Consider the following 13954-nt stretch of genomic DNA (forward strand, 5'->3'; position numbering starts at 1 on the left):
CTTTTTGTTTGCTGCGGATCGCGGTAATAAAACTAACTCGACCTATTCAAACCGACAAGGTTTGGGCATAAGCTATATTAACAGCCTCTCATTTGGATCCACCTCAAAGCCCAACGCGCGATAGCCTTTCTCCCTTTTCTTAAACATCCTCGACAGCATGGGGATTCTCGAATCGACGTAGTCGATAACTTTAACTTCATCTTTCCCTTCAAACTCACGCTGGATTCGACCAACATACTGAATAAGCGAACCTTTCCAGGATACTGGCAGTGCCAATATCAGCGTATCTAATCTAGGTAAGTCGAAGCCTTCTCCAATAAAGCGCCCAGTAGCAACAAGTACTTCGGTGGTTGCTAGTTTTGCCATAACTTCCGCTTGCTGCTTTTTTTTCATAGCTCCAACAAGCATTTGGTGGTTAAGTCCAGTATCCTCTAACATCCTAGAAATGATATTGGCGTGCTCTCTTCGCTCTGTTAATACAATGGGAACTTTTCCTTTAGCAACTTCATTTTTGATGTCATCAACTATTATCTTGTTACGTTCAGAGTGCAGCATCAACCAGCGATATACATCAGAGATATGCGGCTTAGGCTCAGCAGAAACCAAGTTTAGCGGGACTTCAAATGATAAGACTTTCTTTTCCAATCGCTGAAATAACCGAGCTCCTTGATCTGACTTGATACTATGCCTGACCTTACCCGCTTGCATGAAGATAATCGGTTGATGTCCGTCTCTCCGCTCTAAGGTAGCACTTATACCAACAATAAACTTGGCAGGGGATTCAGATAAAACTCGTTCAAATTGAGGCGCAGATAAATGATGACACTCATCGACGATTACTTGTCCATAATCCTGAACCAGTTCATTAACGCTGTTGTCACTTCTATTGACCAAACTTTGATACGTCGCAATATCGATTTGCCTCGTGGGCTTCTTCTTGCTCCCAGTCCACACACCAACCTCAACACCCTGAGCAAAGACCTTCAACCTCTCTTCCCACTGCTCGACGAGTTGTTTATTGTGAACCAGCACTAAAGTATTAATCTTCCTTTGGCATATCAGACCAATCGCAGTAATAGTTTTTCCGAACGCTGTCGGTGCATGAAGTACACCATTATCATATTGAAGAAGTTTATCGACAGCTTTACGTTGTGCAGGACGCAGAGAACCTACAAATGTAATGGCTGCTAGTTGCTTTCCTTTGACCCTCTTATCTTCTAGCTGTAATGAGATACCATAAGAAGAACAGATATCCTCTAAATCATCCAAACACCCTCTAGGCAAACTCAAATAGCCACTGTCTATCTCCGCTAGACAAATAAACCGAGCAATACCATTTGTCGATAAGCGTAATCCCTGAGCTTTGAAGAACTTTGGATTTGAAAAAGATGCCAATTTTTTGAACTGAGCAATTAGAGGATTCGGAACTTGGTTTATCGGTAAGTACAATCGATTGGCGAGAACGATGTCTAACGCCTTAGGTTTGTCTGGGATGGCAGCGCTTGTGTTCACAGTTCGTTCCCATGGCTTGATTGATGCGCCATCTTCACTATTATTTCGATGGTCCACTCTGCTTTCGAGAAGTAATTCTATTTTCTCAATAGATAATCGTCCCGTCGACGCTAACACCTCCCATTGATCAGGGTATGGTGTAAAAGAGTGATCGACAAACACTGAGTTTCCATTTAAACGAGCTTGTTTTTGTAACGGCAAAGCAATCAGATTCCCAATTCCCCCGATAGGTAGCACGTCTTGATTGGGGAATAGGCGGTCATAGGAATCAAATGACAAAGCACCATGAATTTTCATGGCTTCATCAAGTAAATAGAACCCTAACTGCCGAGCTACTTTTGCATCAGTCGCCTGTGTAAAGAAAATCCATACATGTGCCCCCTGACCTGAGCGAGATCGTTCTAATAAACAATCGATGCCTTTTAGTTTGCACACTTCGACATACGCAAGAGAGGCTTCTTGCCAATCACTTTTATCGAAATCAACCGCTAGTAACCAACAGGTGTTATTCGCCAGCATAGGATACAAACCAACCACCTCTTTGCCAGTAAGGTGGGCATACATAGTATCGTCACCTAACGGCTTGAATGCTTGGTTGGGGCACTCCAAACACTTTACTTTAGGTTTACCGCATACACCTTGATGCCACTCGTTTTCGCAAGCAATCGCATAACCACTTCTGCCTTGTTGGTTCTGCCACCTATGCGCATAGCATTGAGTATTGCCTTTAAAATAACTCTGATAGATAGACAGTTTTTGCTGAGGTGACATTTCACATGCAGCTTCCTTTTCAATCGCTCCTTGCGTCAATAGACGCTGCTTCTGCTGTTCAAGTTGAGCCAGATCCTTTTTCAGCTCATGAATCTTTTGTTCAATTAGCTCAAGCTCATCCATATCTAGCCCCGACAATTACATCACTTTCATGCAGTTAATAACCGATTGTATAAAAGACAATACGAAAACAAAGGCACAATTCACAACCTATCTAACATATTTATAAAGCATTCTTGCCTAAAATCAGTACATACCGTCGCTAAATTGAGAGTTATTCACGTTTTGATGCAGCTTCAACATGTGCCTTTCGGCTTAAGAATCCAAGATCAGACATTCGTTGATGTCGCTGATGTTGTGCGAGGGAAGAATTGCGGCTGTATATGCCCTTCTTGCCACACACCACTGATTGCGAGACAAGGTGAAGAAAAGCAATGGCACTTTGCTCATGCGAGCCGTAAGGTTGAAGGAACTGACAAAGAATGTGATTTTTCTTTTTTTGTTTCTGTGCGCATGATGGCGAGACAAGTGATAGAAACGGGTATATCTATTGTTCTTCCTGAGTACAGAAGTTCTCTTACAAAACAAGCGAAAGGAAAGTGTTTCACAGAAGATTTTTTGGTTGCTAAGTCATCCACCATCTTACTTGATAGCGTCGATAAAGAAGCGTTATTTGAGAAATGTATTGTGGATGTAATGGGCAGAGTCGGTGAGTTCATCTTTGTTATTTATTTCACCCACCCAAACCGTCCACTTCCAAGTGAGTTGCTCACACCACATAACAGGCAATGCGGTGTGCTCGAAATCAAGTTGGATGATACACATCATCTATTTACACGCGATAAAGTGTCAGGGACTCGGCAACTGGACAGACTAAAAGGTTACCTTCAAAACGATGTCGAATCTAAAGTGTGGGTATTTCATCCGCGCTACGCTCAGTTGGAACAAGAAGCGACTGAGCGATTATCCTTAAAGGCATCTCAGTACACACCACCACCTACTCCGAGCTTTCGTAATGACCAATATCGTCATCGCAACCAGAGGAATGTCAACCTTCACAGCTCCGACTCATGGCAATCAACAACGAAAGCTATCCCGCCTACACCTATACCAAAACGTTCAGCTCAATTTGAGTGCATCATGTGTCAATGCCAGTGGCAAGTTACGCTACCTAGTACACCAATCTGCCCTCAATGCCATAGCCACCTATACGCTAGCGAGGTCTCTTCAAGATAAGCACCACATCAATTGTTCATTTTATTCTTCTGTTCATTTTTTATGAACAAACAAAAAAATTGAACACCGCTAAACACTATTTCACGACATTACCTCCAAGTATCAATGTTTGTTTCACCAGACCCGCTTCTGAATCTAGCACTGGGAATAGCATTGAATACGGTACTGTCCAAGCCGTATTAGCAACTAATACAACAGCTCTCTTGGGGTTTAGTTTGGAAACTTGTCCAATATACTCTTGGTTGTCTCGACTACTGATAAAGCCCACCGTTTGACCGATAGACAGCTCAGCCTTCGACAGCCCTACAGCTTTATTTGATATTAACTCAGTATCAATGTGATCAAGGTTCAAAAAGTAAAAGGGCAATGACCAACCTTTACCTGTTTCTTTCTCACGGATCTCCACCCGAGTCCTGCCGACTTTCAATATGCTACAAAGCACAGAATGATTTCGTTCAGTACAAAAATATTCCACCTCCATACCTACCGTCATTTTGGCTTTTAAAGCCTTTGCTCTATCTGGATCTTCTAAAACTTTCTCTATGGCTGATTTGATCCGAAATAGTTCAAAGTCACTCGCTTTTTCTAGCTCTTCAAAAACTTGCTGGATATTCATAATATTCCTTAGGATGTTTAAAAATCGAGACCTCACCAATTCTGCCATAACATGACGCAGCTTTTTACCTTGTTGTTTTGATTATTCAATTTCAGATAAACAATAAAATCAACAATAACAATCACTTAAGCCTTACTATCAAAATAAACACTTGATAACGTCGTTGGTTATACTGAGTATGAATCACTCACCATATACTCATCACCGCGACTACCCCCCCACCACACATAATCATGCGCACACCAACATACACACTTTTACGCGCATAAAAATGTCAAACAAAGCATTTTAATGCGCGTTAAAATGTTTATCCTTGCATTTTATCGCGCATTTTTATGTAATGAATATCGAACATGAAATCGCTATCACTGAGGTGGCTAGATGAAACGAACACTGCTTGAAAACCTACTCACCTGGAAAGGCAAGCCAACCAGGAAGCCTTTACTGATTGACGGTGCTAGACAAACTGGCAAAACATTCTTATTGCAGGAACTGTTAGGAAGTACATTCGAAAATGTCCTAAGGATCGATTTCTTAGAAAGCCCTGAGTTAATGGAAGCTTTTTCTGGCTCTCTAAATCCTGATGACATCATCACCAATATTGAACTCTTAACAGGGCAAACCTTCGAACCATCTACAGATCTACTTATTTTAGATGAAATTGGTGAATGCCCTAGAGCGGTTACCGCACTTAAATACTTTGCAGAAAAGGCTCCCAAAGCTTATGTTGCTGCAAGTGGTTCCAATATTGGATTGCTCACCTCTTTCCCTGTTGGAAAAGTTGAACAGCACAACTTAAGACCACTGACTTTCAGGGAGTTTTTGTGGGCATCTGGAGAGAAAGCTCTTCAAAAAGCGTTTGACCAAAAGCTGAGTTCTTCTGCGGCTCATTCCAAGCTAATCGAGCTGCTAACCGATTATTACTTCGTTGGCGGCATGCCTGAAGCCGTAAACTCGTGGTTCGAAAACTCTCAACTCAGTATCATTGACCGAATTGAAGCCGTCTCTGAAGTCCATCGAAACTTAATTGAAGGCTACATGCGTGATTTCGGAAAATACTCTGGAAAAGTGGATGCGCAACTCATCGAATCTGTATTTAGAAGCATCCCAGCCCAGTTATCTTCGGTATTCGATGACTCCGTTAAACGGTTCAAATTCAAAGGCGTTCACGAACGCAAATCTCGATATGCTGAATATGAAAGTGCGATCACATGGCTTCACAAGTGTCGACTTGCGCTAAAGAATCATCCTATTGAAGGACAACCTCGTTCTCCTTTAGCTGCTTATCAGAAGGAAAATGCAGTTAAATTATTTCTATTTGATGTAGGTCTGTTGAACCATATGCTCGGCACGGGTTACCGTGAAATCAAACAGCAAGGCTATGAATACAAGGGATATGTCGCAGAAAACTATGTTCAACAGGAAATCGCCGCACTAGGTATTGAACCAAGTTTCTCTTGGGGAGACGCAAGGGCTGAGATAGAGTTCATCATCGCTGATGACCTAGGCCGTATTGTGCCTGTAGAAGTAAAGAGCGGTAAGCGAACCCGAGCAAAATCATTGCAGTCTTACATCGAAAAGTGCAAGCCCCACAAGACGATCAAACTTACAGGCACTCAAGGCTCTTCAGCAACAGAAAAAGAACACATAGTGATGCCACTTTACTACACTGAATACTTACTTGATCACCTAAGAGATCTAGATAAAAGCTAAGTGAGTAAGAGCATACTCATTAATACCGAAGAATCCATGATATGGGCAATATTTGGCTCATATCATTTAAACAAAGTGTTCAAACCTTTGGGTCTAAGAGTTGGTCTGATACTGTCCTCATCTAGTATGCTAAACTCATTGCTCGACAGTAATAAATCACCTGTTGATGAATAACCATTACATGTAGTTTTAAGATTATTTTGCTATGATTAACACTGGCTTTAATAGCAAAAAGTTATATTTGGACGGGGGTTCAGTTCCTTTTGCAGTAGGAAATTGATGTAACATTTGATGCTACACCAAATTGGTAACACCAAGCTAATTACCTGAATTTTAAAATATTGACACATTGGTTCAACTCCCGCCAGCCCAAACGTTTGGAAAGGGCCAACTCGAAAGAGTTGGCCCTTTTTGTTTGTCTAAGGGTTATTTATTAGTAGATAATTCAATAAGCAACAAACACTTAGCATCACTAGCGTCAATATCCAAAAACAAACACTCAACAAAAGCCACACATTCCATTGCTGAAACGTGTGGCCGTTTAGAACTGTTCTATTTCGATTTTAATAAGTTGAGGCGTTACTCCATCTCACCTAGTACGTAATCTTCATCACTGCTGACTACCGCGCCGTGCTTTAGGAAGTTCTTACCTAAAATCATGCTGTACTCGAAGCGTGAACGATCTTGAAGGTTTACTCTCACCTTCTTCTCTAGGTCGCCTAGCTTAACGTTCATCTCTACCACAGGGCGAATGTTCACCTTCTCGCCTTTCTTGGCTTTAATGCGCATTACATCAATCACTGGCTTAGTGAACTCTTGCTTATCGCCTTGGTTGTTTTGATAAGTAAAGGTCACCATGTCTTGGCCATCTTTCTTAAATCTCTTGATGTTCACCGCATTCATTGAGCTTACATCAGCGCCTGTGTCTAGCTTGGCAGGGAATGTCATGCCGTTCACTTCAACGACTTCAATGTGTCCTACTTTAAACAGAGGCTCAGCTTTCAATAGATAGTCAGAACGCGTGTTTACGTAAACGCCCTCTTTCGCCATCTTCTTACCTAGAATGAAGTAGGCTTCTTTTTCATTGCTGTTTAGCACATCGATAGCAAACTCTTGTGTGCGAACCTTGCCAGATGCCGAGAACTCACCACTTACAACTGGGCGACTATCATCTCCGACTTTAAGCTTTTTAATGATTGGTTTTGTGACCTTCTGCTGTTCGCCATTCGCGTCAGTTAGGTAAAGCTCAACGGATTCATCTTTACCCTTGCCGACAATCTCAAAGCTGTCGACCTTCAACAGAGGCGTGTTTACCGTGAAAGAAGCCACAGCCTTAAGCGGAAAATCATCAAGTGTGATGTCCTCTTCCGGTGAGATAATCATAGGCTCACCAGACTCCGCCACATCACTAAAGCTCTCTGAACCTTCTGATAAAATGTTTTCAGCGCTGGTATCTATCATGAAGAGTTCGCTAGCTGTGTTGGTTCCCAATCTTAGCTGTGAGCTGCTGCTTGAACGGTCACGTAAGTATACGAGAACATCTTTAGTCGTGTTCTCATCAAGTTGAACTGGTACATACACTAATGGTCTCTTGTTACCGCTCACACTTAACATACGAACCAGTGGCAATGTCATCTCTTTCTGTTTGCCATCGTTATCGAACATATCAAACGTCACTTGTTTGTTCTTTTTGTCTACGTCGATATTTTTTGCATGCAAAATACTGTAGCGGTTCTTTAACGAGAAGGTCGCGTTCATCGCCATGCCCGAGATAGACACTACCTCTTTACGGCCTACCACCGTCGCGTTCTCTTGCTCTTGCAAATAATCGTAGCCAGCAAAGACTAATGCGTTATCTGCAAGGAAGGTTTTGCCAATCAATACAGGCGCGGAGAAGTGACTTCTGTCTGTCAGGTTAACATCAGTTTTTAGCTCTTGGTCTGCAATGGTCAGCGACATTTTAATCGTCGGGCGAAGCAGAGGTGTGCTGCTAGTGCGGCTGCGGATCATGCTGACACGCTCTAGTGGCGCCTCAACCAATACCATCTCACCAGTACGTGGGTTTTGAACTTTAAAAGAGACCACAGCTTGGTATTTCGCAAAAGTGCTGCCATCCCAATCGTCATATTCAACGTCGCTATTGTTCAGCACATCTTCAGTCAATGCAGACATCAACTCTTTGTCTTTGAGGTTCTTATAGTCGGCATGTGTGCTTTTTACATGGATGTCTTCTGCATGCATGGAGGTGGTTTCGGCACCGGTGTCGATTTTGCCAATGAAAGGAACATCTTTAAGCCCTTGAACGCTAGAGAGGTACACATTCTCAGTACGGCCTAATACCGCCTTGCCATCAAGTTCGTAAGTAGGGTTTTGAGTCGTGTGCGAAGTGTCTGTTGCCAAAGCACATTGTGAAAAAAGTAGCGTACTTAGAAGAGTTAGAGCCAAAGGTATCTTTTTCATTAGTTGGTCCATTGTGATCAATTCACTAATAATACTGGTGTTTTGGCGAAGAGTTCCCCTACCAGCACAGGTTCTCACATAACGTTAACGCTATGAGTTTTTCAATGACAAACCGATGACTTTACAGAGCAATACGTCATCAATTTTTGACTAAGGTGCACCCAATCACCTTTTGAGTACTCAGTGTTCTTTTGGAGAAACGACTATAAAATCAGCCAACGACATAGGTTGGTCTTAGCGATTCAGAATACACCTTAAACGAGCTTAACTTGCTAAAACAAAAACGATTCTAGATAAACATAGCACTAAAAAGTGCCTACGGTTTTCTTTGCGCAGATAGCCCGAGCTTTTTCTGCGTCCCCGCTTTTATTCTGATTAAAACATTGGCGATAAGATTCGACATAGCGCTCAAATAACACCTTGGCTTCAGGTTGTGGTTTAGAGAGCAGTTGGTTAACGAACTTTCTTGAGCCGACCTCAAAATGCTGAGTATCAATTGGGGAATTCCAATCCCCTCCCCAGATCATAAATCCGTGATGGGCAAACAGCTCCACCACATCTTCCGCCATGCCTCGGCGTTCAATGTCGTTACGAGCACGAAAGCGAGTTCTATTCACGTAGCTGGTTGCCGATTGCGATGGCTTTACCGTGATGGTTCCGTTGCTATCGAACGCTAAGAAGGGGTTTTGAACTGGATTGATATCGATTGCCACACCGTAAGCATGCTTCGACCAACCTCCTCCGCCAGTGATAGGCCGAGCATTAAACGCGCTACTGTTATTGGCTTCCATCGAGGCATTATCATCACCGTTAAACTCACGCATTAAGCGCGCAGAATGCAGTGGGAAGTTACGCTGTTTGAGCACTAAAAAGATTTGTTCAACAGAAGGGGCGATAACATCAAGCACAATCATATTTCCCTGCTGCGTTTCGCCCTTAAAGTTAACGAAATCAAAGTCCACTTTGGATAGGCGATCACAGCCAACAGGAGATCCACTATTCAATACCTTGTTCTTTTTCATCATGTCGCATTGCCACTGAGAGACAGGGGCAACTTGGCCGTAACTCGTCGCACTGATCAAGGTTACCAGCAAGCCAACAATTAAACGTTTCATATCAAGGCTCAAAAACAGTAAGAGTAAAAAGACAGGAAGTGGAAAATAACACACTCAACCTAACAGAGCGCATACTTTGCTAGTGCGTTTTGTTCCAATAAACGATTTCGCGAACTCGACCATTCTGATCCTTATCCGCCTTTCCGCCAATCTCAGAAAGTTCAGGCAAGCACGACAATGTTGGAACGTGATAAGCAATCAGCATCAATATGAATGCGTCATAAATATCATCTATCGCGACATCTTTACGCTTGGTGTTTGAGATTGCTAACGCCACACCCTCACACCATTGTGGGGCGAGTTGCTGAATAATCGAAAGCCTTTCCTCTTTGCCCTCTTGAGTTCGCTTAGAAAAGGTCAGCGGTTCTCCTTTTAAGGCAGCGAATACCACCTCAGGGTGAGATTCTCTGATCGACAAACTTGGGTGATCATCGATGAGTTTATCTAGCTCTCGGATTTTAGGAACAATCCCCCAAGTTTGCTTAGAGAACTTCTTACCAAGCTGCTGCACATTGGCATTACACGCCGTAATGTAATCGGTTTGGTAAACCGCCTCACGACACGGAACAGGAAACACTGAAGAACCACGTTTGCTGGTTAGAAAACGCCTTGCAGCTTTGTCGCACAAGCGATCTGGAGTTTGTGCGTCACTAAAACCAATCGGCATATCGATAAGCGCCGTTGAACCGATAAGATCACTCGCTAGCTCATCAAGTGCCTTTACTACTTTGAAAACTGGCGCCTGATCATCAGAGACAATCCAAGCGATCCAACCCGCCTTACAGCCATCAATTCCGATGTATTTCATTGTTATCTCAAGTTACGTATACATGTAATCTACGTACTGTCGCTAACTATCGGCTCTGGATCAACTTAACTCCGGAATATATACCAACAATGATACTCAGCACAGAAAAAACACCCGCTAGAGAGAGCACAGGCATAGCCACAAGAAGTTGAGTGTCATTCCCTCCTCCTGCCATCACGGCCCCAAACCCCATAAGTACACCAGCAATTAAATGTTTACCAAACCGACGTATCGGGCTAAACCTCAATGAAAAAGATCCTGTAAATAGTGCAGCACTGATCATTCCAACCAATAGTGAGGTCATCAATATAAAACGCTCACTACTCGGCCAGTCTTCTGTCTTCCCATGCCAAATTGAAGTACCCATAGATTTCAGCAAACCACTTGGCGTCCAATGCGGTTCATACAAGAATACGAAGCCGGCCATCAACCCAATACCCAGCATTGAAAACCACAGCTTACGATTGACCGAGTTCATAAAGTAACAACTCACCACAATTGTGAGCGAGATACTTCCAAGGAATACGTATCTGGAAAAGTCGGACAGTACCAACCTAGAGCCTTTCAACTCCAAAGGCAAAACCGGAGCAAACACCAGCCAAGCAACAAACCAACCGAATACAGTAGCCAACATAACCACTTCGCCGCGCGCTAACCTGCTCACTGTAGAAACCCCACAGCCACTGTTGATTGCCGCGCCAATACCAAATAGAAAGCCACCAAGCAGTGAGAACAAACTCGGCCAAAAAGCTATGGACAACTGGCGCCCCTCAATCACTGAACCTAACCCCATTGATACCCAAGCCAGCGATCCACTAAAAACAATCGCAACGATGAACATTGGTGATCCTTTTATCGCCTCTTTTACTCCTCTCACCATACAAAGGCCTGTGGTTTGGGCGAGATATCCCAATAAGAAAATGCAGAGCAAAGCGAGAATAAACAACATACATAGCCTCCAGATTGCATTGATTTTGCTGTCGTCGTTCGTTAAATATAGTAAGAACGTAAAATTCCAAGGTAAGAATATGAACCACATGCTGGTTAACTGGTATAAGTGCAAGCACCCTGAGTACTTGGGTATCAACACAACTAACGAACTTTCTGCCGCGGAATTACAGCGTCTAGCGGCTCAAATTCTGCAGCCTATAGAACGAGAATTTGGAAAACTAACGGTTACCTACGGCTACACCAGCCACTCTTTACTTCGTTGGATATTAAAGAATAGCCCTGGTGACATGGCTTCAGACATTGACCAACACGCTTCCATGGAACTCAACAGCAAAGGCAAGCGTATTTGTAAACGCGATGGAGCAGCCTGCGATTTCTATATTGAAGGCTATGAAACCCGAATGGATGAAGTCGCAAAATACATTTGCACTCACCTAGCGTTCGACCGCCTCTACTTTTATGGAAAGAACAAACCGATTCACATCAGTATTGGCCCAGAAAACAACCGATATGCGCTGATTCGGCAAGCACGAAGTGATGGGCTTCGCGTAAATATGAAAAGTGCAAACGGCAGCGCCACACAGACCTTATTCGATGACTTATAATCGAGAAAACACCGGAGAGGACAAGGAATGAACGAAGAACTGTTTGCTGAGTTGGTAGCACAAATCAAAGTGGGGAAACAATTGCCGGATGCCGTTTACCTTCATAGAGATGCCTTCAATGCCCTTCCAAATGTTCTTACACAATTCATTCCTGCCGTTGCAAAAGCCGTTAGCTTAGAAGACGACAACTGGAACCTAGTTAAGCTATTCAAGAAAGAGTTCCGCTTATCCCTACTTCACTACCCTGACTTTTACACCGATTCTTATCCGGCTTTAAAACAGAGCTTAAACGTCGACCTCTCTAAACTCAGCCATAAAATCATGAGCTACGAAGGCTCTGATAACCCTCCGATTTTGCACCGCAAAGAGACCATGATTCAGCCCGACAGCGACCACTTCGAACACTTCACCTCTCTTACACAAGAAGGTGAAAATGCAGGGCTTTATGAGAACAGCCGCGTCATTGGATTTAAGCGCTCCTGGGAGAACTTGATTGCACGCCATGGCTACGAGCTTGTCGATGGCCGCCTATTTCGTAGCTCTGCAATCTCGCATGTGGAAGACGCAGGCATAGACAGGCACAAAACTGCATTAGTACGACATGAGTTGTCTGCACCGATGAAAACATTGGTAAAGCATGGTTATTTGGAAGGCTCCTATTCTATTTTCGACTACGGTTGCGGCCGAGGTGACGACTTAAGAGAGCTTGAAGCGCACGGTTTAGATGTGCTTGGTTGGGACCCTAACTTTCAACCGGACAACGACAAGGTTAATTCCAGCATCGTTAACTTAGGCTTTGTACTTAACGTTATTGAAGATCAAGATGAACGGTTAGAGGCTCTATTAGGAGCATGGGAATTAGCAGACAAGTTCTTGGTGGTGTCTGTGATGCTGGCGAACGAGAACTACATTGCACAGTTCAAACCTTATAAAGATGGGGTGATCACCTCACGTAATACCTTTCAAAAGTACTACGCGCAATCTGAAATAAAAGCATACATAGAAAGAAGCCTTCAAGAAGACGCCATTACCGTCGCGCCCGGTATTTTCTATATATTCAAAGACAAACTTGAAGAACAGCAATACCTACAAAGTAAATACAAACGACACCATAAATGGCAGCAACTGACCTCGCCAGAACCTATCGAGGCAAAAGATAAAGCCAAGCTACTTATCACTCAGCATCAAGACTTGTTCAACAGCTTTTGGAATACCTGCTTAGAGCTAGGCCGTATTCCTGCCAATGATGAATTTGTACAATCCGAAAAAATCCGAGAGTTAATCGGTTCACACAAAAAAGTGTTCAACCTGCTGCAAGAAATGTTCGATACCCAAGAGTTTGAGCAAGCAGAAAAGAGCAGAAAGGAAGACTTGTTACTGTACTTTGCAATGGGGCTGTTTGAGAAAAGAAAGCCTTACACTCAGCAGCCTGAGCCCCTAAAGCGCGATATCAAAGCCTTGTTTGATGACTACAAAACTGCCACTAACTTGGCTGCCGAGCTGCTGTTCGCGATTGCCGACACCGACTTAATCCAGAAGCAGTGTGAGAAAGCACATAACCAGTTACCAGCCAGCCTTCTAAATGAAGGGCACTCATTGATTTTGCATCGAGACTTTATTGATGATTTGCCATTACTGCTGCGAGTCTACGTAGGCGCGGGGCTACAAATGTATGGTGAGCTAGATGAAGAGATAGACCTTATCAAAATTCATATCGCATCCGGTAAGCTCACCCTAACCGCATATGACGACTTTGAAAAATCGGTTCCTTTCTTAGTCGAGCGCATAAAAATCAAGATGGCCGAGCAAGACATCGACTTCTTCGATTATGTTAATGAAGATCGCAGGCCACCATTGCTGAATAAGCACCTTTACATGCCAACCGAACACGAGAACTATAAGAAACAACAGAGCTTCGACAAACGATTGGCGAAGCTCATGGAGCTTGAACCAACCGAAGAAACACAGATGATAAGAGCAGAATTTGAGGTGCTTTTAGGGAAGGAACACAAAAAAATCAAAGGGTTTACGCTAAGTTCAAAATAGCGTTTTTTTAATAATATAAAAACCTATGGTTGCCATAGAATTCTGACCTACATACCTGTAAGATATTCAGCCTATTTTGGCATACCTATGTAATAATTCGCATAGATAAGACTAATGCATA

General features: G+C 43.2%; 10 protein-coding genes. 4 read left to right on the forward strand and 6 right to left on the reverse strand.

The genetic code is table 11. The annotated features are described in order from the left end of the window. Nucleotides 1–72: 72 nt before the first annotated feature. Nucleotides 73–2406: a DEAD/DEAH box helicase gene (locus tag L1D22_RS02210; RefSeq protein ID WP_239828554.1), complete on the reverse strand. Its 2334-nt coding sequence runs from the start codon at nucleotides 2404–2406 to the stop codon at nucleotides 73–75. A gap of 165 nt (nucleotides 2407–2571) precedes the next feature. Here L1D22_RS02210 and L1D22_RS02215 point away from each other — a divergent pair, with 165 nt between their 5' ends. Further along, nucleotides 2572–3519: a competence protein CoiA family protein gene (locus L1D22_RS02215; protein ID WP_239828555.1), complete on the forward strand. Its 948-nt coding sequence runs from the start codon at nucleotides 2572–2574 to the stop codon at nucleotides 3517–3519. A gap of 76 nt (nucleotides 3520–3595) precedes the next feature. On the opposite strand, the gene L1D22_RS02220 is transcribed toward L1D22_RS02215, so the two are convergent. Beyond that, nucleotides 3596–4135: a hypothetical protein gene (locus L1D22_RS02220; protein ID WP_012127121.1), complete on the reverse strand. Its 540-nt coding sequence runs from the start codon at nucleotides 4133–4135 to the stop codon at nucleotides 3596–3598. Between the two features lie 381 nt (nucleotides 4136–4516). Between L1D22_RS02220 and L1D22_RS02225 the strand changes: the two genes are divergently transcribed. Then, nucleotides 4517–5848, forward strand: a complete 1332-nt coding sequence (locus L1D22_RS02225; RefSeq protein ID WP_239828556.1) for an AAA family ATPase — start codon at nucleotides 4517–4519, stop codon at nucleotides 5846–5848. Nucleotides 5849–6427: 579 nt separating this feature from the next. Here the strand turns inward: L1D22_RS02225 and L1D22_RS02230 are convergent. The 4 genes from L1D22_RS02230 to L1D22_RS02245 form a co-directional block, all read right to left on the reverse strand. Next, complete coding sequence (locus tag L1D22_RS02230) at nucleotides 6428–8308, reverse strand: RimK/LysX family protein (RefSeq protein ID WP_239828557.1); 1881 nt, start codon at nucleotides 8306–8308, stop codon at nucleotides 6428–6430. A gap of 305 nt (nucleotides 8309–8613) precedes the next feature. After that, entirely contained in the window at nucleotides 8614–9423 is an 810-nt protein-coding gene (locus tag L1D22_RS02235; RefSeq protein WP_239828558.1) for a M15 family metallopeptidase, read from the reverse strand. 79 nt (nucleotides 9424–9502) lie between these two features. After that, complete coding sequence (locus L1D22_RS02240) at nucleotides 9503–10231, reverse strand: DUF429 domain-containing protein (protein WP_239828559.1); 729 nt, start codon at nucleotides 10229–10231, stop codon at nucleotides 9503–9505. Between the two features lie 46 nt (nucleotides 10232–10277). Further along, nucleotides 10278–11072 (reverse strand): YeeE/YedE thiosulfate transporter family protein, encoded by a 795-nt coding sequence (locus tag L1D22_RS02245; protein ID WP_239828613.1) that lies wholly within the window; start codon nucleotides 11070–11072, stop codon nucleotides 10278–10280. A 187-nt stretch (nucleotides 11073–11259) separates the two neighbouring features. On the opposite strand from L1D22_RS02245, the gene L1D22_RS02250 reads away from it, so the two are divergent. Beyond that, complete coding sequence (locus L1D22_RS02250; protein WP_239828560.1) at nucleotides 11260–11787, forward strand: hypothetical protein; 528 nt, start codon at nucleotides 11260–11262, stop codon at nucleotides 11785–11787. A gap of 27 nt (nucleotides 11788–11814) precedes the next feature. Next, entirely contained in the window at nucleotides 11815–13833 is a 2019-nt protein-coding gene (locus tag L1D22_RS02255; RefSeq protein WP_239828561.1) for a DNA phosphorothioation-associated putative methyltransferase, read from the forward strand. Nucleotides 13834–13954: the final 121 nt, after the last annotated feature.

This window comes from Vibrio sp. Isolate34, from assembly GCF_022397915.1.
GTDB lineage: Bacteria > Pseudomonadota > Gammaproteobacteria > Enterobacterales > Vibrionaceae > Vibrio.